This window comes from Streptomyces sp. NPDC055025, assembly GCF_053608565.1.
Window position 1 is genome coordinate 100861 of record NZ_JBSGVS010000012.1, and the last position, 23851, is coordinate 124711.

Genomic DNA, 23851 nt, shown 5'->3' on the forward strand with positions numbered 1-23851 from the left:
CCAGTCATATCTCAGGGTAGGGGCAGGCTCGTTTTCATGTGTCCGCGGACCAAATGCCGTGGTCCGACGGCAGGCCTGGCTGAGCGGGCCCGGGGCACAGCTGACGTCGCCGCCCATGCGGTCGCGTCCCGGACCGGGCCCGGTCCACCGGCGCGCCCCCGTCCACGCGGGCTCCCGCTCACGTCGGCTCCCGTGAAGCTTCCCGTCGCGCGGCGGGGCGTCAGTCCTCCGTCAGGCGGTCCGCCGCGTAGCCCGTTACGCAGCCCAGTACCAGGACCGCGTTGGACATCAGCAGGCCCTCCGTGGCGAGGTCCTGCCACTGGATCGACATGCTCAGGGCCTGGGCCGCGACCGGGACGGTGAAGGTCGCCAGGGCGTGCTGGAAGCGGGCGTCGCGGTACGGCTCGTGGTGGACCCGGCCCGCGATCCAGGTCGCCAGGGCTATGCATATCGCGTTAGGGAGGTGGATCAGCGTCAGGCGGCCGAAGAACGTCTCCAGGGTGTCCTCGGACGCGAGATGGTCGTTGACCAGCGTGGCCTGGAGGTACTCCGTCGCGACCAGGACGACGATGCCGGCCGCCCAGGCGCGTACGAGCGCGAAGACCGGCGCTCCGGGGCCCTCGTCCCGCTGGGTGCGCGCCCCCGGGTAGTCGTACCGCGTCATCGCCCCTCGCCTCCGAACAGATCGCCGTGCATCAAAACTCCGTGCCTCGAATCGCCGTACCGTGCTGGGGACTTCCGCCGCTGGTCCGGCCGCCGCTGAACCGTCGGCTTCCGCGCCACGGACATGTGCGCGGGGCCGCCGCGCGGGGAAGAGCCGCCGTACCGCCGCCGTACCGCCGTGCCCCGGGACCGGCCGGTCCCGGGGCTCAGATCACCGTGAACAGGAACACCGCCGTGAACCCGGCCGCCGCCAGTCCGCAGCCCGCCACCAGCAGTCCGTACTGCGCCACCGGTGACCAGCTCCCGCGCCCCGCGACCGTCGCGGTGCGCTCCGGGGCGGCCGGGTCGTACGCCACCGTGACCTCGCTGCCCACCTTCACCGCGCCGCTCGCCAGATCCTCGAACTCGACCGTGCGCCCGTCCTCGGAGGTGCGGAAGGAGAAGACATACCGTCGCGCGTCCGAGCGGTTGTACGGTTCGCTCTCGATCCTTATGCAGACACCGGCCGCCCGGCCGCCCGCCCGCAGCGCGCGTCCCACGGCCGCCAGCCGTCGCGCGTAATGTGCCGTCAGCCACCCGAACAGCAGAATCATGCCCAGGAAAAAGACGTAGTCACCACCCGGAATCCCCATCAACGCACCTTACTTGACCGTGATGGACTCGATGATCTTGTCCAGATCACCCTTGTCGAGCGTTCCCGTGGCCGCGTCGATCCGTACCGCGTAGGACTTCTCGGCGGAGTCGAGACCCGCGACGATCACCCCCTGGTACCGGGTGTTCTTCTCCGTAAACCGGAAGTTGACGCGCCGGGCCTCCTCCTCGCCGTCGGGGCCCGTGACCACGATCTTCTGCTGCTTGCCGAGCGTCGAGCCGAGAGCGATGCCCGCCTCCGCGCCGATCGCCGCCTCCTCCACCGAGTCGGCGTTGGTGAAGTCGAGCTGGACGGTGATCATTCCGACGGACTCGCCGCCCTCGGTGCGGGTGGCCGCCGCCGCGTTGTACTCGCTCCGCTCGGTGTCGCTCTGCGGGGCGAAGGCGGGCGGGTACGCGACCGTGACCGAGGACGTCGTGAGTGTGTCCCAGCCCTCGGGGACCGCGCCGGCGTCCGTGTCCGTCGTACCGCATCCGGCCGTCAGCAGGACGGCTACGGACGCGGCGACGGATACGGCGGCGGACGCCACGGCTCTGGTCCCGGCCGCCATGGCCCCGGCGGCCATGTTCCCGGCGGCCACGTTCCCGGCCGCCACGGTCCCGGTCCCGCTCCCGCTCCCGGCCCCGGTCCCGGACCGCCGTCGGACCGCCGCCGTCTTCTCGCTGATCGTGCTGGTCGTCACGTGGGTGCTCCTGTCGCCGGCGGGTCAGTTCGCACAGTAGCTGTACGGGAGATAGCTGCGGCTGCCCCCATGGGGCGCCCCGAGGAACTGGGCCCGGTCGAGCGTCTCCTCCTTCTTCTCGGTCGAGACCGAGAAGCCGAGGCTGAGCCCGAGGTTCAGCTCGAAGCCGTACTCGGCCGCGTCCGTCCGGCCGGTGTAGGTCGTCCGGCTGGAGAGACCCTCGTCGAAGAGCAGTTGCCCGAACGGGTCGTCGTCACCCGGGCGCTTCGTCGGCGCGTGGTCGTCGAACATGTAGGTGAAGGGCGTGGCGTTGTCGCCATGGCCGTCCAGCCACTCCTGGGCGATCCGGCGCTGCTCGTCGCCGTCGCCGCCCGGCGGGATGACGACGGAGTTGGTGACGACCTGGATACCGGTGCTCTGGTCGCCGCCCTTCGCACCGCCGCTGCCGCCGCGCTTGTCGTCGCCGCTCCTGCCGTTGTCGCCGCCCAGCTTCGCGCCGTCCTTGGCGGCGCCCTTCTCCACCGTGCGGGTCATGTCGATCCGCAGCAGCTCACCGGTCTTCTTGTCGTGGGTGACGGTGATCGTGCCGGTCTGGGTGGTGGAGCCGGAGGACTCGCCGCTCAGGGGCCCCGCCTCGTAACCGAGCTTGCCGCCGTACTCGACGGCCGCGCTGTACGTGTACGCCTTGGTGCCCTTGAAGTCGTTGTCCGTCCAGGTCACCTCGGGGGAGAACTTGAAGTTGCCGCCGAGGGTGCCGCTCAGCTTCTTCTCGTCGCCCGCCGACAGTTTGAGCCCGCCGGCCGCGCTCGCCTCCAGGCCGACCTTGCCGTAGCTGATGTGGCGGTTGCCGAGCTTCTCCTCTATACGGTCGCGCAGCTTCTCCTCCTCGGCCATCGGGCCCTTGCCGAAGAGATAGAGGATGCTGTTGCCGAGGCCTCCGCCACGGGAGTTGCTGTTCCGGTTGGCAAGCTCATAGGTCTTCAGGGACTCGATGTCGTCACGGAAGGCGGCGGCCTCCTGCTCGCTGTCGAAGACCCAGGTGTCGCCGTTGGTGACCTTGATCCCCGCACCGAGCTCCACCTTGTCGGCGCCGAACTTGCCGATCTTCGCGCCCGGTTTCCAGTCCTTCTTGGCGGCGACGGAGGCGGCGTCGGTGAAGGTCATCATCACCTGCTGGTCGTTGACATCGACCTTGCCGTCCTTGTTCACATCGGTGTTCGCCTGAAAGGTCGTCTGCTGGAAGCCGTACTCCTCGCCCCACTCGATGAAGAGGACCTTGGCCTTCGCGCCGGCCTTGTCGCTGACCGAGGAGATCTGGCAGAGCGGCGGCTCGTAGTCGGCGTCGGTCCTGGGCCGGGCGCTGTCGTCGGTACCGTCACCGCCCCTGCCGCAGGGCCCGTCGAAGGACACCAGACAGCGCAGTTCGGCGGCGATGGTCTCGTCGACACCGGTGCCGACCATCGCGCCCGCGATGGCGGCGACGACCACGATCACGCCCACATACTCGGTGGCCGTGGCGCCCCGGTCGTGTCCGCGGCCCCGCACCCGGCGGGCGGACGGCACCCGCCCCGCGTCCGGAGCCGAGCCCGGAGCTGAGCCCGGACCCGCGTCCGGGCGCTGGTCCCGGCGCTGGACCCGGGCCCCGCCGTTGACCGGCTGCGGGCCCCGGCGCTGATTCCGAAGCCCGACCGGGCCCCGTTCCCGGCCCATGCCCGGACCTCGCTCCGCGTCCCGTCTCATCCGGCGTCCCCGTCCCGTCCCCCTCGGCGCCGCGCGCCATTCGCACGCGGAATCGGAATGGGAGCGTACGAGTGTGGGCAGAGCGGGGGCGTGGGTCCCTGGGCCCAACCCGGGCCCAAAGTGGCGGGATTGGATGCGGAATTCGGCTGAATGGAATATTTCTTGAAACGTGGGTGAACAGGTGACTGCTTCGCCCGAGTTTGCCGGTGCTTGCCACCGGGGAACGGGGTCACCGGTATCTGATAGGTGTTCTCTGCGTCGTACGACGTGGATAAAGTGCTGGGGCAGAAGCACGGAGCAGAAGAGATCTGCGGTCGCCGGGACTCCGACGGCCGGAGCCGAACGGGGAACCAGCGTGCCGACCGCGATCGCAGTCACCAGTCCCGATCTGGTGCTACCACCGACGGACCATCAGACGCCCACCGCGGCGCTGCTACAGTCGCCCGACGCCCAGCCCCTGGACGCCGCGCTCGCCGATATGCAGGTGCTCGTGGAGCAGCACGGCTATGTCGTCGGGCTCTACCCGGCATCGATCCCGGCGGCTCATGAACGGCGGCTGCACACGGTCAGGTCCGTCCTGGAGAGTGACCGGATCGCCCTGATCAAGCTCGATCTGCCGCCGCTCGGTGTAGCCGTACTGGTACGCCAGCTGCGGCAGTTGTCGATCTCCGGTTTCAGTGCCGGGATCGTCGCCTCCGCCGCCCGGCTGCTCTCGCACTACATCTACTCCGGAGCGCTGCTCAACTCCGTCGCCAAGCTCGACCGGGTGCCGGTGAGCCTCAAGTCCCATGCCAAGTCATGGGTGCCGGGCTCCCAGTTCGGCGTCCTCGCCAACCCCGAACCTCAATTGATCAAGATCGGCAGCGGTGAACTGACCGGTCCGGACTTCGGTACTCAACTGGTGGTCGGAAAGGGGCAGTTGCAGTCGGACTGGGTGACAGCCACGCTCGCACCCGCCTGGCGGATCCAGGGAATTCAGGAGATCTCGCTCCTGGCCGACTCGCCGCGTTGGTGGGGAACCGCCAAAATGATCGAGTTCGCCGCTTTCCTTCCGGATATCTCCGTTCTCTATCAGTTGGTTTCCTCCGTCCGGCGGGAGGTGTGTTCCTGGTGCGGTATCGAACTGATAGGTGACCGCTGCGGATTCTGCTCGGCGCCGCTCAACCCGCCGGAGAGCCAGAGCCGGGCGTCCGGTGTCCTGAACCAGGGAGCGCCTATCCAGCACGGAACGTGAATCCGCGAGCGCCGGCGGGTCCCCGGGACCGGCCGCGGCGGCTCCCCGGACCCCGGGCCCTCACCGGCGGGCCGTCCCGTACATCATGGGTCCTCGGTCGCGGTCCGGCAGTCGCGGACCGCCGGCCGGAGGCCGTCGACAGCTCAACAGGTCCTCAGCTCAACAGGTCCTCGCACGCAGCACGTCGTCAACACTCAGCACGTCGTCAACGCTCAGCACGCTGTCAACGCCCGGTACGCCGTCCATGCTCAGCACGCCGTCCACGCACAACAGGCTCCATACCCAGCAGACCGTGGTCCACGGGTCGTCAGTCGCAGGCTCCCGCCCAGGGCCCCTACCCACCGACTCTCACTCTCACGTCTCCGAACGAGGTTGTCCCGCTCATGAATTCACGGCAACGCCGCGGCGTCATACTTCTTCTTCTCTCGGTGCTCTGCGCCTTCGCCGCCTTCGCCGGTGTCCTCTCGGTGATCAGCGATGTGAATTCGAAGGTCGGCCCCGAGGTCGCCGCGTACCGGCTGAAAGAGGACGTGGCGCCGTACACACCGCTCCAGGTGAACCAGTTCGAGAAGATCACCATGCCCAAGCGGTGGCTCTCCGACAACGCGGTGACCGATCTGGCCGTCGTCAGCGGGAAGATCGCCGTCAACCAGCTCAAGAAGGGCTCGCTGCTCCAGGACGACATGATCGTCAAGCGGCCCGCGCTCGCCAATGACGAGCAGGAGATCGCCATCATGATCGACGCGGCGACCGGGGTCGCCGGCAAGATCACCCCCGGCGATCTGGTCAATATCTTCGCCACCTTCGCCGCCGACAACGAAGGCGCGCAGGCCCAGTCCCGGATCATCGTCCCCAACGCCAAGGTCATCGACGTCGGCCGGCTCACCGCGCTGGAACCGGACGAGAACGACAGGAACCGCAGCGGGGTCAAGCAGGCCGTGCCGATCACCTTCGCGCTGAAGACCAAGGACGCCCAGCGCGTCGCGTACGCCGAGTCCTTCGCCCAGCACGTACGGCTCGCGCTCCTCGCCGACGGCAGCCCGACCACGCTGCGCCCCGGGGAGAGCACCTACACCCTCGAAGGGGACAAGTGAGGGACGAATGACGACCAGAATCCTCCCGGTCGTCGGCGACGCCGACGCCGCACGGTCCATCACCACCCTGCTCAGCCAGCTTCCCGACGCGGAGCCCGCCGCGCCGGTCGGTGACTCGACCTCCCTGATCGACACCCTGGGGCGGCTGGCGGCCGAGTCGATCGACGAACTGCCCGAGGTCGTGCTGGTCCATGAACGGATCGGTCCCGTACCCGCACTCGAACTGATCCGGGAGGTGGCGCTCCGTTTCCCCGCCGTCGGGGTCATCCTGGTCACCACGGACGCGAGCCCCGTCCTGTTCTCGGCCGCGATGGACGCGGGCGCCCGCGGCCTGGTCGGGCTGCCGCTCTCGTACGAGGAACTGGCCCAGCGCGTCCAGGCCGCGGCCGGCTGGTCGGTGGGGGTGCGGCGCCATCTCGGGCAGGGCGGCGACGTGTTCACCGGCCCCGGCGGCACGGTGATCACCGTCAGCGGCTCCAAGGGCGGTGTCGGTACGACCCTCATAGCGGTCCAGCTCGCCCTGGCGGCCAGGGCGTCGGGCATGAACACCGCCCTCGCCGATCTGGATCTCCAGGCCGGGGACGTCGCCTCGTACCTCGATGTGCAGTTCCGCCGGTCGATCGTGGACCTCGCCACCATCCAGGACATATCTCCCCGGGTGCTCCAGGACGCGGTCTTCGTCCATCCGAGCGGTATCGGTCTGCTGCTGGCGCCGGGGGAGGGGGAGCGGGGCGAGGAGGTCAACGAACGGTCCGTACGGCAGATCGTCAGCGCGCTGCGCAACCGCTACGAGGTCGTCGTCATCGACTGCGGTACCCAGATGAACAGCGCGAACGCGGCGGCGATCGAGATGGCCGACACCACCCTGCTGGTCACCACGCCCGATGTGGTCTCGGTCCGCGCGGCCAAGCGCATGGTGCGGCTCTGGGACCGGCTCCAGATCCGCAAGGCGGAGGAGACCGTGTCGGTCGTCAACCGCTACAACAGGAACACCGAGATCCAGCCGCCGCTGATCGAGCGCATCACCGGCACACGGGTCTCCAAGGTGGTGATCCCGGCCAATTTCAAGGAGTTGCAGCCGGCGGTGGACGCGGGCCGGATGCAGGACCTGGAGTCCAAGTCCATGGTCAAGCAGGCCATGTGGGGACTGGCGGGCGAACTGGGTCTGGTGAAGGTGCCCGAAGGCAGCGAGAAACAAGGCAAGTTCAAGGGAGACCGCGGATCGGTCGGGGCCCTTCGCGGACGATCGAAGCCGTAGGACCGACGAGTCGGAGGGGGCACGTTGAACCATGAATGTCATACGAAGAGCAGCCGGACAGTACGGAGAGGGCCCCGACGCGCGGCCGGGTGACCGGTCGTACGACGACCGGGGCCAGGCCGCGATCGAGTTCACGGGCATGGTCCCGATCATCCTGGCCACCGTGATCCTGCTCTGGGAGGCGGCGCTGGTCGGCTACACGTTCTCGCTCGCGGGGAACGCGGCGGACGAGGCGGTGCGGGCCGCGACGGTCGCGGTGCCGGGTACGAGGGTCGCGGAGTGCACCGAAGCCGCCGAGAACAATCTGCCGGGGCCCTGGAACCTCGGGGAAATCGAGTGCGAGCCCGACGGCGATCTGGTGAGGGTGGATCTCACACTCGACCTCCCGCTGTTCTTCCCCGGCGTCAACATCCCGATCAATGTCCCCGCCCACGCCTCCGCGGTGAGGGAGAGCTGACCATGCGGACCACGCTGACCATGCGGACCACGAGGAAGCGCGCGGCGCGCGGCGAGGGCGGGCGCGGCCAGGCGGCCATCGAGTACGTCGGTGTGATCGTCCTGCTGCTCTTCGTGGCCCTCGCCGCGATTCAGCTCGGGATCGCCGCGTACGCCGTACAGCAGGCGGGCACGGCATCGCGGGCCGCCGCCCGCGCCGCGTCGTACGACGAGGCGACGACGGACCCGCAGACGGCCGGCGAGACCGCCGTGAGCGACTGGCTGGACGTCACCATCGACCCTCCGTCGTCGGCCGGCGACGAGATCACGGCCACCGCGCGCATAGAGATCCCGGCGATCCTGCCGGTCTTCACGTTCCCCGACGCCGAGAGGAGCACCACGATGCCCCTCGACTGACGGGACGGGACGGGCCGTACGTACGACGGCACCGAACCAGCACACCAGAGCACACCAGCACAGCCAGAGCACACCAGCACATCAGAGCACACCAGCAGAACCTGGGAGTTGAGGACATGAGCCTGCGGGCGCGCATCAACAGCCCCGAGCCGACGAACGGGCACAGCGAGGAGAGTCTCCTCGTCGGGGTCTACCGCGCCAAGCTCCTGGAGGAGATCGACCTCGCGGAGATGTCCGCGCTCGCCGCGGCGGAGCGCCGGGCCCGGCTGGAACGGGTCCTGAGCCACATCATCAGCAGGGAGGGCCCGGTCCTCTCGACCGTGGAACGCTCCCAGCTGATCCGCCGGGTGGTGGACGAGGCCCTCGGCCTCGGCATCCTGGAGCCGCTGCTCGAAGACGCCTCCATCAGCGAGATCATGGTCAACGGCGCGGAGCAGGTCTTCGTCGAGCGCGGTGGCCGGCTGGAGATGCTGCCGATGCGGTTCACCTCCAACGAGCAGCTCATGCAGACCATCGAGCGCATCGTCTCCACCGTCAACCGCCGTGTGGACGAGGCGAATCCCATGGTGGACGCCCGTCTCCCGTCCGGCGAGCGGGTCAACGTGATCATCCCGCCGCTCTCGCTGACCGGGCCGATCCTCACCATCCGGCGCTTCCCGAGGGCCTTCACCCTCCAGGAGATGATCAGTCTCGGCTCGCTCGACGAGCAGATGATGGTCCTGCTGGCCGGGCTGGTGCGGGCGAAGTTCAATGTGATCGTCTCCGGGGCCACCGGCACCGGCAAGACGACCCTGCTGAACTCGCTCTCCGGACTGATCCCCAACGGCGAGCGCATCGTCACCATCGAGGACTCCGCGGAGCTCCAGCTCCAGCAGTCCCATGTGATCACGCTGGAGAGCCGGCCCGCGAACGTCGAGGGCAAGGGCCAGGTCACCATCCGCGATCTCGTACGCAACTCCCTGCGTATGCGCCCCGACCGCATCATCGTCGGTGAGGTCCGCGGCGGCGAGACGCTCGACATGCTCCAGGCGATGTCCACCGGTCACGACGGCTCGCTCGCCACCGTCCACGCCAACAGCGCCGAGGACGCGCTGATGCGACTCCAGACCCTGGCCTCCATGTCGGAGGTCGAGATCCCGTTCGTGGCGATCAAGGACCAGATCAACAGCGCCGTCGATGTCATCGTGCAGCTCACCCGGCACGCGGACGGCTCGCGCCGGGTCACCGAGATCGCCATTGTCGACTCGCACGGCCGCGAGGAGTACCGGATCGTCTCCGTCTGCCGTTTTCTCGCCCAGCCGATGGCCACGGACGGCAGGATCTACGGGAAGTTCGAGTACTACCCGCTGCCCCGCAGGATCGCCGAACGCCTCTATCTGAAGAGCGAACCCGTGCCACCGGCCTTCGGGGTCGCCGATTCGGAGGAGAAGCTCGCCGTAAGGAAAACGGCGGCCTGACAACGCTGCCGTACCCCGCGCCCGCGACCTGGTCCCGCCCCCGCCGACCCGACCCGTCCCGCCTCCCCGGCCTCGTCCCGCACCCGCCGACCCCGCACCCGCCTCCCCCCGAACCCGTCCCCTTCCCGCCGCCATCCCCGTCCATCGAGAAGGTCCCCGCACGACATGGATAATCTCCCGCTCCTGACGATCGGCGTCACGCTGCTCACCTGTGTGTTCGCCGTCATCGGCGTGCACGTCTACTCGTCGGGCAAGGCCCAGCGGGAGGCGCTCGTCGAGCGCATGTCCCACACGGGACAGATCGCGAACGTGACCGGCCGGCGCCGTCGCTTCGTCGGTATCGACCGCCAGCTGCGCACCACCAAGCTGGGCAAGCGCATCGAACGCAAGATCGCCGCCACCGGCCTCGATCTGACACCGGGCGAGTACGCCGTCTACGTGGTGGCCGGTCTGCTCGCCCTGTACTTCGTCGTCGGCGCCATATTCGCCCCGTACTTCGGCGTACTGGCGGCGCTGACCGGTGTGTGGGGCGGCAACGCCTTCCTCAACTGGCAGCGGACGAAGCGTACGGAGGCCTTCATCAGCCAGCTCCCCGAACTGACCCGCGTCCTCGCCAACGCCACCCAGGCGGGGCTCGCGATGCGTACGGCACTGGCGATGGCGGCGGAGGAACTCGACAACCCCGCCGGTGAGGAGCTGCGCCGGGTCGCCGACCAGCTCGCCATCGGCCACTCCCTGGACGACGCGCTCGGTGAACTCGCCGACCGCCTCCCGTCCCGCGAACTGGTCGTCCTGGTCACCACCCTGGTCCTCTCCAGCCGCGCCGGCGGCCAGGTCGTCACCTCCCTGCGGAACCTCACGGAGACCCTGGAGGAACGCAAGGAGACCCGCCGCGAGGTCACCACGATGCTCTCCCAGGTCAAGGTCACCGCGCTCGCGGTCCCCCTGCTGGGCCTCGGCTTCCTGCTGATGATCAACGCGACCACACCCGGCGCGCTGGACAAGATGACGGGCTCGGTACTGGGCCAGTTCGGCACCGGCATCGCGTTCGCCCTGTACGCCGTCGGCTATCTCCTGATCGGGCGTCTGTCCCGGGTCCAGGTCTGAGGCGGGAGAAGAGAGATGACAGGACTTCTGCTCGCACTCGCCGTGGGACTCGCCGTGTACGGCGCCTTCCACGGCATCCGTATGTACCGCGCGGACGCCCGCCTTCCGGGAGATCTCGCGCTCGCCCTGGAGGTCGGCGCCACCCGTACGACCGCCGTGGGATCCGGTATCGACCGGCTCGGTATGCGCTGGGCACCCAGCGTGCTCAGCATGATGGGCCCGAAGAGGGTCGAGGCCCTGCGCCGCCGGCTGGACATGGCGGGCAACCCGGGCGGTATGACGGTCGACCGCTTCGCCGCCCGCAGGGCCGTCTACGGAGCCCTGGGCGCGCTCGCGGCGCTCGCGATGATCTCCCGGGGACAGACCGTGATAGCCGTGGTCGCCCTCGCGTACGGTCTGGTCTGGCCCGATGTGATCATCCGGGCCGCCATCCGCAGGCGCAGGTCGGACATCGAGCGCACTCTGCCCGACTTCCTGGACGTTCTCGCCGTCGTCGTCTCGGCAGGACTCGGCTTCCGTCAGGCGCTGGAGCGTGTCGCGGACAAGTACACCGGTCCCTGGTCCGACGAACTCAGCATCACCCTGCGCCAGATGGACATGGGCGTCAGCCGCCGCGAGGCCTTCGAGCAGTTGCGCAAGCGCAACGCGTCGGAGCAGGTGTCGATGTTCGTCACGGCGCTCCAGCAGGGCGAGGAACTCGGCGCCCCGATCGTCGACACACTGATCCAGATCGCCAACGACATGCGCCGCGCGGACGCCCAGAACGCCCGCCGCAGCGCCGCCCAGGCCGTACCGAAGAGCACGCTCGTGGTGACCATGGTGATGCTGCCCGCCACCATGATCCTGATCGTCCTGAGCTTCTACTACGGCTCCGATGTCGACTTCGGGAGCATTCTCTCCGGGTGATCCGACAGGGCGCCACCGCATAGCCGTCCGCACCGCCCGACCGCACAACCCATCCGTACCGCCCGACCGCACAACTCGTCCGCACAACCCGCCCGTACCGCCCGACCGCACGTCCGACCGCACTCGTCCGAAGGGGAGGTGATCTCCATGGGTCAGAAGACACTCACACTCACAGGCGGAAACACCAATGAGATGCCGCGCTCGGCCACGGCGGCCCCGAACCACGTGCCCTCGCTGCCGATCCAGGTCAACGCCCTCCAGGCGCTGTGCCGTCAGGTCTTCGGCTTCCGGCTGGCGATGATCGCGCTCGCCGCCCCCTTCGCCCTGGCCCGTACCGCGCCGGGCCTCGCGACCTGGCTCGTGGGCTCGGCCGTGCTCGTGACCTTCATGCTCTCCTACGTCCTGCTGCGCGACTGGGAACGCTTCGGGCCCGTCCTGCTGCGGCACCCCGTTCTTCTCGCCGTCGACATGTTCTTCGGCGCGCTGCTGCTCATCACGGCGTCGCCGGACTCGACACTCGCCTATGTCACCATCTGCACTCCGCTGCTCGCGGGACTGGTCTACGGCTGGCGCGGCGCCGCGCTCTTCGCCGTACTCCAGTCGCTGATCGTGGCCGCCGCCTATGTCGTCAACAGTGACGCGGACGCCGGCTTCAACGCCCTGCTCCTGCCGGGCCTCTGCGTGATCGCGGGTGCGATCGGCAGTACGTTGCGCAGTCTGATGCTGGGCTTCGGCACCGCCAGCCATGCCCTGACCGAGGCCCGCGCCCGGCTCGCGGTGCACGGCGCGGTCGAGGAGGAACGAGCACGGCTGGCACGGGAGATGCATGACTCGGTGGCCAAGACGCTCCACGGTCTGGCCATGGCGGCGGACGGTCTGGCGCATTCGGCGGACCGTATGGATCCCCTGACCGTCAAGCACCAGGCGGAGCTGGTGGCACGCTCCGCCCGGCGCGCCGCCGCCGAGTCACGGGAGCTGCTCTCCGATCTGCGGCGTGAATCGGGGCTGGACGGCGGGGTGGACGTACTGACCGAACTGCGCTCCCGGACCGAGGACTTCGCCCGCCGGCACAGCGTCGAGGCGACCTTCGGGCAGATCGGCGAGGTGTCCGTACCGCCCATTCCGCACGCCGTCGCCCGGCATGCCCTGACGATCGCCAGCGAGGCGATGGAGAACGCGCACCGTCACGCGAATCCGACGTATGTGAATGTCTCGGCCGGGGTGGTCCGCGATCTGCTGCGGATCAGCGTGTACGACGACGGGAACGGTCTGCCGCCCGGCACGACCCTCAACGACCTGCGCCGGGCGGGCCACTTCGGTCTGGTCGGCATGGTCGAGCGGGCGGCGTCCATCGGAGCGCGGATCCGGATCGGCAAGGGCCGTGCCGCGAAGGGCACGGAGGTGCGTTTGGAACTGCCGCTCACCGCTCTGCGACCTACCCATGAGGGTCAGTGGACCCCGCAGCCCGCCCCACAACTGAACTGACGCCGAAGGATCCACGTACCGCACAGCACAGATCCCATCCACCGTCCCCATAGACCTTGAGAGGAGGCCGCAGCCATGCCGGACGACATCTCCAGAAGCTCCGGGCAGCACTGGACACAGCAGTCCCATGTGTCCCAGCACACGTCCTCGCACGCCACACCGCTCAGCTCGGAACACACCGCGGGAGTCCCCACCGCCGGGCCGCCCGCGGCATCCGGAGAACTCCCCGACTTCCCCCTGACACCGCCGACCGCGCCGCCGATGCGCGTCGTGGTCGCCGACGACAACCCGGTGGTACGGGCGGGGCTCACCGTCCTGCTCTCCGGACGCGACGACCTGGAGGTCGTCGCGGAGGCCTCGGACGGCCGCCAGGCGTACGAACAGGCCGTGCGGCACCGCCCCGATGTCATTCTGCTGGACGTACGGATGCCGGGGGTCGACGGGATCTCCGCGCTGCCGCATCTGGTGCGGCTGGCACCGGTCCTGATGATGACGTACAGCCGCGAGAGCGAGATCGTCCACGAGGCGCTGAGGCTGGGCGCGGGCGGCTATCTCGTCCACGGTGAGTTCACGGCCGACCAACTGGTCCACGCGGTACGGGACATCAAGCAGGGCCGTGCCCACTTCACCTACTCCGCCTCCAGCGCGCTGCTGGCGACGGTACGCAACGGTGCCGGGCCCGACGGCGGGGCGGCGCGTCTGCCGGAGGGCCTGGGCACGGCGTTCACGGGCTCGGGCTATCTGCCCGCGGTACCGATTCAACCATCTGCACCTGCACATGCCACGATGCCGGGCCGGCTGCCGCCCTTCCCGGCAACCCAGGCTCCGCCAGGGCATGTTGACCAAGGGTTGAATTCACAACAATCTTCTTCAGGGTCTTTGCTTTCGCAAGCTGGTGTGGGATATTCTTCTCAGGGGCAGCAGACGGCGCTCCCTGAGGGGCTGTACTCCGAACTGAGCCAGCGGGAGGTGGAGATCATGGATCTGATCGCGTCGGGCATGACCAATCAGCAGATCGCCGCCGCCTGCTTCATCAGCCAGAAGACCGTCAAGAACCACATCAACCGCATCTTCGCCAAGCTGAACGCGGGCAGCCGCGGTGAGGCCATCGCCCTCTGGCACGGGATCACCCGGGGGAGGTCGGCCGACCATGGCTGAGCGCATAGGGGACTCCCGGGGCACGCGGACACCGGAGGGCAGGGCCCAATCCCCGTATTGGGCCCGCGGTTGGGCCCTGAGGCCCATGGCGGGAGATGCCTCCCCGGCGTACTTTTCTCATGTCGCCAGCGACACCGGCCAGGAGGAAGTCGGAAGCGCGAACGACATCAAAGACTCGTACGAGTCGGCCGGTAGACGGCCGGCCGACACCGGAGGAGAACACCATGTCGAACATCACGCTGAAGGCCGCCACCGCCACCAAGATCTACGTCGGCACCTGGGCGAACACGGCCGTCACGGCGATGAAGGCCCGTCGCGACAAGGGTCAGGGCGCCGTCGAGTACGTGGGTGTGATCGTGCTGGTGGCGCTGATCATCGCGGCCCTGGTGGGCTCGGGTGTGGCGGAGACCATCGCCGAGGGTCTGACCACTCGGGTCGGCGAGATCCTCGGTGGCGAGTGACCCACCGTTCGACCAGTGAGTCAGGGCAGGCCGCTCCCATCTACATCACGATGGTGGCGGGCCTGCTCTTTCTCGCGCTCGCGTTCTTCGCGGTCGGTCAGGCCGGTGCGACACGCAATGACGCTCAGGCGGCGGCGGACGCCGCCGCTTTGGCGGCGGCCCAGGAATCACGTGATCTGTTCCGTGGCGATCTCCTGGGGGGTCTGCTGGACCCGGGATTCCTCGACGATGTCTTCAACGGCCATCCGATCGGCACGTGGAACGGCTGCCAGGCCGCGACCCGCTTCGCCGAGGAGAACGGCGCCGATGTGCAGCCGGGCGAGTGCGGCTCGCTGACCGACGGCCGCTGGGGCTTCACGGTCGGCGTGGTCAGCCAGGAACCGATGGGCGCCAGCATCCTCCCGGGAACCGAGGACGAATACGCCGAGGCCCGAGCCACGGCGGTCGTCAACCCCCGGTGCGACTTCGATCCCGCCGAGGAGGAGCAGCAGCCGGAGGACGGGGAGGAGCCGGAGAACCCGGACGACGCCGAGCCGGTGTCACCGGGCACGCTCCGCTGCGACGGCGGCACGGACTGGGACATCGATCCGGAGCATCTTGACCTTCTCCCGGACATGGCCGTTCTATTCTCCGTCCGACTGGCCCAGGACTGACCGCGAGCGAACGCAAAGGAATGGCACTCATGAGTATGTGGCACGGAGCGAAGGCGCGCAGGGCTGCGGCGGTGGCCCTCGCGGCCACCGCGCTGACCGTCTCTCTGACGGCCTGCGGCGGTGGCGGGGGGGACGGCGCCACGGAGGACGGCGGAAACTCGGCGTCCGCCGAGCCGAGCAAGGAGACGCCGAAGGACGACGGCGCCGGTGGCGAGTCACCGGACACCAGCCAGGTCCTGGCGACCATGCGCGCCGCGAACGGACTCGAAATCGTCATCCACTCCGCCCAGCGCGACGAGGGCGGCTTTCTCACCGTGAGCGGCACCCTCACGAATACGAGTTCCTCTCAGCAGTACGCGCCGATCAGCTGGAACGGCAAGGAAACGCAAGTCGTGCGCACGGGAAGGTCCTTGGCGGGCTTCACGGTCGTGGACAAGGCGGAGAAGAAGCGTTACTACGTGCTGCGCGACACGGAAGGCCATCCGCTGACCACCACGGGGATCGTGGCGATCAAGGCGAATGAGAAGATTTCCATCTTCGCCCAGTTCCCGGCGCCTCCGGACTCCACGACCCAGGTCGACATCCAGCTTCCCCAGATGCCGAACGCCACGATTGCGATCTCCTGATGGGTGCCACGACGTCCCGCGTACGCAGGGTCTCCAGGCGTCCGGCGGTCACGGCTGTCGCCGCCGCCGTCCTCTTCACCAGTGTGCAGTTCACCATGGCCGCCGGCGCCCGCGCCGACGAGACTCCGAGTATTCCGCCGGGCACGGAGTCGACCTCGCCACCACCCGAGGTGGACGGCAACTCCCCCGGTCTCAAGCTCCGCAGCGGTGCCACGCTCGCCCCGGCCAAGGTGCTGGACATCATCTCGGTCGTCGAGTCCGAGGGCGGTGAGGAGCGTCGTGAGGACACCAACCAGACCGTGAAGTTCGCGCTCCAGGCCGAGGTCCTCTTCGGCAAGGACAGTGCCAGGCTGTCGCCGGCCGCGAACGACCGTATCGCCGCGATCGCCGACGAGATCAAGCTGCAGGGCGCGTCGAAGGTCCGGGTCTTCGGCTTCACCGACAACCTCGGCTCGGCCGCGCACGGCGATGTGCTCTCCAAGCAGCGGGCCGAAGCCGTGCACGGTGTGCTGGACCAGGAGCTGGCGTCGGCCGGGATCACCTACGAGATCCGGGGGTACGGCGAGCAGTACCCGATCGCCGACAACAGCAACGAGGAAGGCCGCAAGAAGAACCGTCGCGTGGAGGTCTCCTTCCCGCGCGGGGGGAGCGGCGGCTCGCAGAGCTGACGCTCCGTCATGGCACCTGTCACGCCCCAGGTGCCACGCCCCGTACGCGCATGCCACGGCCGAGGGGCCCGGTCCACCGCGAAGTCCGCGTGGACCGGGCCCCTTCGGCGTGCCGTGTCCGTGATCATGGCCCTTGCGCGGAAGGGGATTTGAGTCCCGACTTGGGCCCCAGGGCCCAAGACCGTACAGGAATGGACACATAACCTCCTTTCATGTCGCCACTGGGGGTAGTGCGTCGTTTTCGTCGTCGCGTACGGCGGGTCATGCCGCGTACGGACACGCGTCTGCTGGGACTGCGCGGAGCGCAGCGGGGTCAGGGAGCCATCGAGTACGTCGGTCTGGTGGTCGTCGTCGCCGCGATCGTCGGCGCGCTGGTGGCGACCGGGGCCGGGCCGGTCATCGCCGAGGGGATCAGCACGCAGGTGTGCCGGATCACCGGTGGGAGCGACTGCGGCGGGGGCGGGGGCGGGGACACCGAGGCCGTCGGCGAACAGGACGGTCCCGGCGCGGACGACCCGGCAGGCGACCCGGCCACCGACACCGGAGGCCCGGGTGGCACGGGTGGCACCGGCGGTACGGACGACATCGGTACGGGCGAGGGTGATCCGGGTGAAGGCGATCCCGGCGAAGGGGATCCGGGTGAAGGCGATCCGGACGAGACCGGCGGGAAGACCCCGACCCAGATCGACTACGAGGCCGCACTCAAGGAACTCCAGGACGCCCAGGCCGCCGAGCGGACCGACTCCGACAAGGCCAAGGAGGCCGCCGAGGAGCTGGCGAAGATCCTCGCCGACGAGCTGGGGATCACCGACGCCCTCGACTGTGTCACCAAGGGCGACATGGGCGCCTGCACGGAGACCCTCGTCAATGTGCTGCTCAGCCTTGTCGGCGGCGCCGTCGGCAAACTCGCGGCGAAGTACGGGGCGCCGTGGAAGTGGAAGAAGGCCGTCGAACTGGTCGGAAAGCTGAAGAAGCACGGCGGCGATCTGTACGACGGCATCAGGGGCCTGATCAAGAACCGCAAGCGGGTCGGTGAGGCGGAGGACAGACTCGCCGACGCGCAACGGAGACTCGACGCCGAGAACGCCGGGAAGGCCGGCGACAAGGACAAACCCGGGGACGGCGACAAGGAGAAGCCGGACAAGGAGCCCGTCGCCTGTCCCGTCCGCCACAGCTTCCTGCCCGGCACCCCGGTGCTGCTCGCCGACGGCCGCCGTATGGCCATCGACCGGATCCCGGTGGGCACCCGCGTCCTGGCCACGGACCCGGTGACCGGGGTGACACGGGCCCGGCCCGTCGTACGGACCATCACCACCCACGACGACAAGGACTTCACCCGGCTCACGGTCGCCACGGCCTCGGGCCCCGCGGTGATCACGGCGACCGACACCCACCCGTTCTGGCTGAGCGACCGGGCCCGCTGGGCCGACGCCGGCGAGATCGTGCCCGGTGACGAACTGCGTACCCCGTCCGGGGCGGCGGCGCGCGTCGTGGCCGTCGGCCGCTACACCGAGCCCAGGACCACCCATGACCTCACCGTCGCGGGCATCCACACGTACTACGTCTTCGTCGGCTCCTCGGCGGTGCTCGTCCACAACGACGACTGCGACATGTCGCCGGAAGAGGCCGAGTCCGCCAGGAAGCCGACGGTCGGCGAGGGTGACGCGAGGAAGTTCAAGGACCACTTCCTGCGCCACAAGAAGCTTGTCGAGGACGCCCTGGGCACCAGGTACAGGAGGCTCAAGGAGGACGGCCCGCGGTTCCGTGAGGACATCGCCGGGGCCATCGAGGACGGCACCTTCGAGCTCGTCGGCAAGGGCACGCTGAAGAAGGGCGAGCCGGAAGGGCTGATCTATCGTGGCAGGGGCGTGACCATCGTCCTGAGGGAGAACGGCGACTTCTGGACCGCGCTCCGGAGCGGTGAGGGACTCGATACCTCGATCGAGATCACCAAGAAGGCACCGGGGAAGAAGGGATGACGGGATGGACTGGGCAACGGGGCTGAGGAGGCCGCCGCGATGAGTGCGCGCGCGACGGTCGAGGAGGCACTCCGTGACCACCATGTCCGGGATGTCCTCGTCCCGGGCTGGATCGACCGGGACGGTGCCGTGGCCGAGTTCCGGCCCCAGCCGGTGGCCGTATGGCTGCGGCTGGACGAGGGGCTGCTGAGGTTCGAGTCGCTCGGCCAGTTCGAGCGGCTGGGCTGCGCGCGGGTGCCGTCCGTCGGCTGGGACGACATCGGGACGCTGGCCGAGGCCGAGGACGAGGTGATCGTCGCCTCGTACGGCGAACAGCTCTTCGGCGACGGCAGGGACGAACTGCGCTGCCTGCGCGTGCGCGTCCACTCCGCCCCCGGGGTGGAGTGCAGATGCCTGGCGCTGGACTTCGAGGGCGGCCGGACGCTGTTCCTCGACCCGACCTGGACGTTCGGCATCAGGATCGGCGACGAGGCCGACGAGAGGCGCTGGACCGAGCTGTACGGGAGCGACACCGTCCCCGCAGTGACCACGGTCCTGCGGGACGAGTGAGAGCCGGGTACGGGATCGCCGGGGGCCGGGTACGGGACCGCCGGGAGCCGGGAGCCGGGAGCCGGGAGCCGGGAGCCGCGAGCTGTGAGACGGGACCGGCGGGAGACGGGGCGTGGGACGAATGGGACCGGACTGGGTCCTGGGGCCCATGACCGCGTCGGGCGCGGCGCGTAGCGTCGCGCTTCCGACGAGGTTGTGTACGTCCAGGAACAGCATCCGCACGCTCCCGCGCACGCCGGAGCCGTTGACCGGGGGTACGTACCGTGATCTGCAATTTCCTGCTCAGCAGACGGCTGGAGCCGGCCGAGCTGACCCAGGCACTGGCCGACGTGGTGCGGGTGCCGCGCGGTCAGGTGGACGTCTGCGCCGGCCGGGACGACTTCGGCGAACGCGACTGGGAGGCGTTCGTCCTCTGTACGTACCGACCCGTGCGCGGCGACGTGGCGATGAGCCTCGACATCCAGGTCCAGCCGTCGACGGCCGCCCATGGCGCGCCCGTGACCGAGCCCGAGCTGGCCGTGGCCTTCGCGCGCGGGACCGGGGTCATGGTCCTCCATCCCGACGACCGCGTCGACCCGGAGACGTACTGGCTCACGGACCCGGCGGGCACGGTGACCAGGGCCCGTCTGCTGGCCTCGGACGACGAGCCGACGACGTACACCGTGGACGCCGTCGAAACGGCCGTCGCTGCCTTCCCCGGCGCCGAGGTGACACCGCTCGCAGAGATCCCGCACGCGTAGGACATCCCCGTTCCGCAGGGGTGCGCCGAGCGGGAAAGGGAGTTGCCGCTCACCGCCGCGACGGCGTTGGATGACGCGGACGGACGGACGGACGAGCGGGCAGGGGAGCGAGTGAACAAGCGGACAGGCGTCCCCTTCGGTGAGGAACTGCGGGCCACGCTGGGTGTTCCGCGCGGGGCGCGCGTGCTCGACAGCAGTCCGCGTTCACGGGTGTGGCGGGTCGAACTGTCCGGTGGCGGGCCCGCCGTCGTCAAACAGCTCCTCGGCGGACCCGAGGCCGCCGGGAGATACGCCCGTGAGGTGGCCGCGCTACGGCTCGCGGGCAGGGCGGCGCACCCCGTCGTACCACGGCTGCTCGGTACGGACGACGACGCGCGGCTGCTGGTCATGGAGCTGCTGGAACACCGGCCGCCCGCCGAGGGATGGGAGGTCGCGTACGCCGAGGCCCTGGCCCGGCTGCACGCTTCCGCCCCGGCTGCCGGACCCGTGGACGAAGTGGCCTCCGCGAGCGACGCCGGACCCGCGGACGAAGCCGAATCCGCGAACGAAGCGGCCCCAGCGAGCGACGCCGCCCCCGCGAGTGACGCCGCGCCCGTGGCCGAACTGGCCGCGCTGCCGCCCTGGTCGGGCCCCGGCGACGCCGACATCGACTCGTTCCTCACGCTCGCCCAGGTGCTCGGAGCCGCCGTCCCCGCCGCCGTCCGCCACGAACTCGGCGGCCTGGTCGAACGACTGGGCCGGCCACCGCTCCGCCCGGCCCTGCTGCACGGCGATCCCTGCCCCGGCAACGATCTCCACACCCCGGACGGGATCCGCTTCGTCGACTTCGAGCAGGCGTCCCTCGGCAGCGGACTGATGGAACTGGCCTACGTACGGATCGGCTTCCCGACCTGCTGGTGCGTCACCGCCGCCCCCGCGCCCCTGGTCGGCGCGGCGGAGGCCGCCTACCGTTCGGTCTGGCGCGACATGACGGGCACCTCGCCGGAGGGCGACCTCGCCGACGCGTGCGCCGGCTGGCTGATCCGCGGCGACGCCCTCGTCCGACGGGACCACCGGGGCGCGGTCGACCATCTCGCCAGGCTGCCGCGCCGGGACTGGAAGTGGGGCACGGCCTCCGCCCGCCAGCGGCTGCTGCACCGTCTCGATGTGGTCGCCCGGCTGACCGAAGAGAGCGCCGGCACCGCCGCTGACACCGGCTCCACCACCGCCGAAGCCGCCGACTCCAGGCTGGGCGCCGTTGGACGGCTCGCTACGGACATGGCCGCACGGATACGAGCCCGCTGGCCCCGGCTGGGTCCCGTACCGGTACGACGCCCGGAGTGAACGGGCGCGGGAACCGGTGAGCAAGGCGTACGGGCGTACAGGTGTACGGACGAGGCGTACCGGGCGTATCGGCATGAGGGCGCGGGTAGGGCCCCGCGGGCGCGTCTTGGGTCCGTAGGCCCATGCGTGCTGGAGAAAGCCGTTGCTAGCGTGCGGGAACAGCCGGCGCGCGGCAGGCCGCTGAGTCGCAGGTCCAGCGAGATGGGGGAACCGTCATGAGGACGCGCACCGCGGATATGCCGGTCATGTCACGTCGCGTCGTCCTGGCCGCGACGGCCGCCGCGCTGGCACTGGGACTCACGGGCGCCTGCGGAGGCGGGGAGCGGAGCGACGGGCAGACGTCGAGGAAGAGCGCCGACGCGAAGGCCGACGCGACGGCCACGGCCCCCGCCACGGCCCCCGCCGCCCCGACCGGCGAACCGTCCGAGGAACCGAGGCCCCGGCCCGGTCTGACCGGTATCGGCGCGAGTGACGGCAGGGTGCTCGGCCAGGACGAACTGGACCGGGCGGTGCTCACCGACGGCGATGTGTCCGGCTTCACGGTCGAACGGATGGCCGCTCCGCCGCCACGGGGCGAGACGGCGGGAAAGGCCGAGTGCCTGCCCCTGACCGCCGTGATCAACGGCAAACCGGAGCCGCTGGGCAAGGCCGTCGCGTACCGGCAGCTCGTCGGCTCGCCGAACGGCCGTCCCGCCGTCTCGGAGTTTCTCACCGCCCACGGCGGGCAGGGCGCGGGCACCGTGCTCAGCAGGCTCCGTACCGCCGTCACCGCCTGCGCCGACGGCTTCACGGCGACCGGTGGTGACAGCCCGTCGAAGTACACCGGAGTGAAGCTGCTGCCACCGGTCGAGGTGGGCGACGACGCGCTCGCCTACCAGGTGACGGGCGACTTCGAGGGCGAACCGGTCCCGCTGGTGTTCCATGTCGTACGGGTCGGCGGCACCGTGGCCACCTTCTACACGGCGAACCTGGAGGACGCCGGCACCCCGCGGATGCCCGCCGCGCTGCTCCAGGCCCAGGCCACCAAGCTCAAGTAGCCCCGGTCCGAGGCTCGTTCACGCCCCCGGTGCCACGCTCACCCTGGTGCCGGGCCGCAGGCCCCAGCGCGCCATCGCACCGGCCTCCGCCTCCAGTACGTGACGGGCCTTCCAGCGCGGCACGGCGAGCCGTCCCGGCCGCAGCGTATGGATGTCGACGACCGTCAACTCCTTGTCCAGATAAGCCACATCGATCGCGAAGCGCATCCGGAAGGTGTGCACGCTGTTGCACGGGGTGATCAGCAGCGCGCCGTCGATCCCGTCGCGCCCGAGCAGACCGCGCCGCCGTGTCCCGTACGACGCGGCGATCTCCAGATCCACCGGGCCGTCCTGCCCCGCGATCGTCAACTGTCCGGTGCCGTTCCGCCAAGTGCCCATGGCCGTAGACCGTAGCGCCCGGCGGCCGGACCATGTCCCGGGGCCGCCGCTTCTGGGTCCTGGGCCCTGTCCGGCGGCACCGGGAGTGGGCCCCTGGGCCCATGACCGGGCCCGGCCGGCGGCTCTAGGGTCGGTGCTGTGTACGTCACGCTGATCGTCGTCGCCGCTCTCTGGGGCGGAGCCACCGGACTGCTGCTGCCACGAGCCGCGTACCGGCTCTCGGTCGAGCCGGAGCAGGCGTGGCGCGGCAGTTGTCCCGCCGGACACCCGATCACCGGTCCGGCCGGCGGATGGCTCGGCGGTACGCGCTGCGCGGGCTGCGACGCGGGCGTTCCCGCTCGTACGCCCCGTACGCCCGGTACGCCCGGTACGGAGGCGGAGCGCCCCGCGCCCGACACGGCCCACGCGCCCGCGCCCGCGCCCGACGACAAGGACGCGGCCCCGGCCCCGGCTCCGCTCGCCCCGGCTCCGCTCGCGACGACCCCGCCCGCGACCACGGAGGCGGTCACCGCCGCTGAGCCCGACGAACCGCGACCTCCCGTCGTCGCTGTCGCCCCCGCCGCCTACGCTCCCTCCGTCCTCATCCCTCTGCTCGCCGCCCTCTCCTGCGCGGCCCTCGCGGCGGCGACCGGGCCACGCCCCGAACTCGCCGTCTGGCTGCTGTTCACGCCCTTCGCCGTACTGCTCGCCCTGGTGGACCGTCATGTCCACCGGCTGCCGGACCAGTTGACGCTGCCCCTCGCCGCCGCGGCGGCGGTGCTGCTCGGTGCGGCGGCGCTGCTCCCCGCCGCCGGCGGCTCCTGGCCGTCGGCCCTGCTCGGCGGAGTGGCCCTCGGCGCCTGCTACTTCTTGCTCTTCCTGATCAACCCGAACGGGATGGGCTTCGGCGATGTGAAGCTCGCGCTCTCGCTCGGGGTCGCCCTCGGCTGGTACGGCTGGCGGGTCCTCTTCGTCGGCGCGTTCGCCGGGTTTCTGCTGGGCGCGCTGTACGGGCTCGGGCTGATCCTGCTGCGCCGGGCGGGCCGTAAGTCGTCGATCCCGTTCGGACCCTTCATGATCACCGGAGCCCTGATCGGCATCCTCCTCGGCGGCCTCGCCGCCGCGTGACGCGCGCGGAGAGCGGAGTCCGGACATCGAGCGGCGACCGGG

At 70.0% G+C, this 23851-nt stretch carries 25 protein-coding genes; 20 read left to right on the forward strand and 5 right to left on the reverse strand.

The genetic code is table 11. The annotated features are described in order from the left end of the window. Positions 1-220: 220 nt before the first annotated feature. The 4 genes from ACWGDX_RS10365 to ACWGDX_RS10380 form a co-directional block, all read right to left on the reverse strand. On the reverse strand, positions 221-664 hold the full coding sequence (locus ACWGDX_RS10365; protein ID WP_453624133.1) for a hypothetical protein: 444 nt from the start codon (positions 662-664) through the stop codon (positions 221-223). Positions 665-869: 205 nt separating this feature from the next. Then, positions 870-1295, reverse strand: a complete 426-nt coding sequence (locus ACWGDX_RS10370) for a DUF3592 domain-containing protein (RefSeq protein ID WP_453624134.1) — start codon at positions 1293-1295, stop codon at positions 870-872. Positions 1296-1304: 9 nt separating this feature from the next. Beyond that, positions 1305-1997 (reverse strand): hypothetical protein, encoded by a 693-nt coding sequence (locus ACWGDX_RS10375; protein WP_453624136.1) that lies wholly within the window; start codon positions 1995-1997, stop codon positions 1305-1307. Between the two features lie 24 nt (positions 1998-2021). Further along, complete coding sequence (locus tag ACWGDX_RS10380) at positions 2022-3737, reverse strand: hypothetical protein (RefSeq protein ID WP_453624137.1); 1716 nt, start codon at positions 3735-3737, stop codon at positions 2022-2024. A 355-nt stretch (positions 3738-4092) separates the two neighbouring features. Here ACWGDX_RS10380 and ACWGDX_RS10385 point away from each other — a divergent pair, with 355 nt between their 5' ends. The 19 genes from ACWGDX_RS10385 to ACWGDX_RS10475 all read left to right on the forward strand — a co-directional run bounded on the left by ACWGDX_RS10385 (position 4093) and on the right by ACWGDX_RS10475 (position 22324). Continuing rightward, positions 4093-4971: a hypothetical protein gene (locus ACWGDX_RS10385; protein ID WP_453624139.1), complete on the forward strand. Its 879-nt coding sequence runs from the start codon at positions 4093-4095 to the stop codon at positions 4969-4971. A gap of 383 nt (positions 4972-5354) precedes the next feature. Beyond that, a complete protein-coding gene (gene cpaB / locus ACWGDX_RS10390) occupies positions 5355-6065 on the forward strand; it encodes a Flp pilus assembly protein CpaB (protein WP_365902643.1) in 711 nt (236 codons plus the stop codon). 7 nt (positions 6066-6072) lie between these two features. After that, positions 6073-7323: an AAA family ATPase gene (locus ACWGDX_RS10395; protein WP_453624141.1), complete on the forward strand. Its 1251-nt coding sequence runs from the start codon at positions 6073-6075 to the stop codon at positions 7321-7323. Between the two features lie 31 nt (positions 7324-7354). Then, on the forward strand, positions 7355-7780 hold the full coding sequence (locus tag ACWGDX_RS10400; RefSeq protein WP_453624143.1) for a TadE/TadG family type IV pilus assembly protein: 426 nt from the start codon (positions 7355-7357) through the stop codon (positions 7778-7780). Between the two features lie 2 nt (positions 7781-7782). Further along, positions 7783-8175: a TadE family protein gene (locus tag ACWGDX_RS10405; protein ID WP_453624144.1), complete on the forward strand. Its 393-nt coding sequence runs from the start codon at positions 7783-7785 to the stop codon at positions 8173-8175. A gap of 116 nt (positions 8176-8291) precedes the next feature. Continuing rightward, positions 8292-9632, forward strand: a complete 1341-nt coding sequence (locus ACWGDX_RS10410) for a CpaF family protein (RefSeq protein WP_363079961.1) — start codon at positions 8292-8294, stop codon at positions 9630-9632. A gap of 165 nt (positions 9633-9797) precedes the next feature. Then, positions 9798-10739: a type II secretion system F family protein gene (locus ACWGDX_RS10415; RefSeq protein WP_453624146.1), complete on the forward strand. Its 942-nt coding sequence runs from the start codon at positions 9798-9800 to the stop codon at positions 10737-10739. A gap of 15 nt (positions 10740-10754) precedes the next feature. Next, the gene (locus ACWGDX_RS10420) at positions 10755-11645 is read left to right on the forward strand and encodes a DUF5936 domain-containing protein (RefSeq protein WP_453624148.1); all 891 of its coding nucleotides are present in this window, start codon (positions 10755-10757) and stop codon (positions 11643-11645) included. Positions 11646-11837: 192 nt separating this feature from the next. Beyond that, the gene (locus tag ACWGDX_RS10425; RefSeq protein WP_453624198.1) at positions 11838-13130 is read left to right on the forward strand and encodes a sensor histidine kinase; all 1293 of its coding nucleotides are present in this window, start codon (positions 11838-11840) and stop codon (positions 13128-13130) included. 75 nt (positions 13131-13205) lie between these two features. Next, entirely contained in the window at positions 13206-14288 is a 1083-nt protein-coding gene (locus tag ACWGDX_RS10430; RefSeq protein ID WP_453624150.1) for a response regulator, read from the forward strand. Between the two features lie 224 nt (positions 14289-14512). Further along, complete coding sequence (locus tag ACWGDX_RS10435) at positions 14513-14749, forward strand: hypothetical protein (RefSeq protein ID WP_405984938.1); 237 nt, start codon at positions 14513-14515, stop codon at positions 14747-14749. Continuing rightward, a complete protein-coding gene (locus ACWGDX_RS10440) occupies positions 14746-15402 on the forward strand; it encodes a pilus assembly protein TadG-related protein (protein WP_453624152.1) in 657 nt (218 codons plus the stop codon). The genes ACWGDX_RS10435 and ACWGDX_RS10440 overlap by 4 nt, the downstream gene beginning before the upstream one ends. Before the next feature lie 29 nt (positions 15403-15431). After that, positions 15432-16028 carry a hypothetical protein gene (locus ACWGDX_RS10445; RefSeq protein WP_453624154.1) on the forward strand — a complete coding sequence of 199 codons (597 nt, stop codon included), beginning with the start codon at positions 15432-15434 and terminating at the stop codon, positions 16026-16028. Further along, on the forward strand, positions 16028-16696 hold the full coding sequence (locus ACWGDX_RS10450; RefSeq protein ID WP_453624155.1) for an OmpA family protein: 669 nt from the start codon (positions 16028-16030) through the stop codon (positions 16694-16696). Before ACWGDX_RS10445 ends, ACWGDX_RS10450 begins: the two co-directional genes overlap by 1 nt. A gap of 263 nt (positions 16697-16959) precedes the next feature. Further along, a complete protein-coding gene (locus ACWGDX_RS10455; RefSeq protein WP_453624157.1) occupies positions 16960-18675 on the forward strand; it encodes a polymorphic toxin-type HINT domain-containing protein in 1716 nt (571 codons plus the stop codon). 39 nt (positions 18676-18714) lie between these two features. Beyond that, on the forward strand, positions 18715-19224 hold the full coding sequence (locus ACWGDX_RS10460; protein ID WP_453624158.1) for a hypothetical protein: 510 nt from the start codon (positions 18715-18717) through the stop codon (positions 19222-19224). 263 nt (positions 19225-19487) lie between these two features. Next, entirely contained in the window at positions 19488-19964 is a 477-nt protein-coding gene (locus ACWGDX_RS10465; RefSeq protein ID WP_453624159.1) for a hypothetical protein, read from the forward strand. 111 nt (positions 19965-20075) lie between these two features. Then, positions 20076-21287 (forward strand): aminoglycoside phosphotransferase family protein, encoded by a 1212-nt coding sequence (locus ACWGDX_RS10470; RefSeq protein ID WP_453624161.1) that lies wholly within the window; start codon positions 20076-20078, stop codon positions 21285-21287. A gap of 215 nt (positions 21288-21502) precedes the next feature. Further along, positions 21503-22324 carry a hypothetical protein gene (locus ACWGDX_RS10475; protein WP_453624163.1) on the forward strand — a complete coding sequence of 274 codons (822 nt, stop codon included), beginning with the start codon at positions 21503-21505 and terminating at the stop codon, positions 22322-22324. An 18-nt stretch (positions 22325-22342) separates the two neighbouring features. On the opposite strand, the gene ACWGDX_RS10480 is transcribed toward ACWGDX_RS10475, so the two are convergent. Beyond that, positions 22343-22702, reverse strand: a complete 360-nt coding sequence (locus ACWGDX_RS10480) for a DUF192 domain-containing protein (RefSeq protein ID WP_453624165.1) — start codon at positions 22700-22702, stop codon at positions 22343-22345. 138 nt (positions 22703-22840) lie between these two features. Here ACWGDX_RS10480 and ACWGDX_RS10485 point away from each other — a divergent pair, with 138 nt between their 5' ends. Further along, positions 22841-23809 (forward strand): prepilin peptidase, encoded by a 969-nt coding sequence (locus ACWGDX_RS10485; protein WP_453624167.1) that lies wholly within the window; start codon positions 22841-22843, stop codon positions 23807-23809. The last annotated feature ends 42 nt before the right edge of the window (positions 23810-23851 follow it).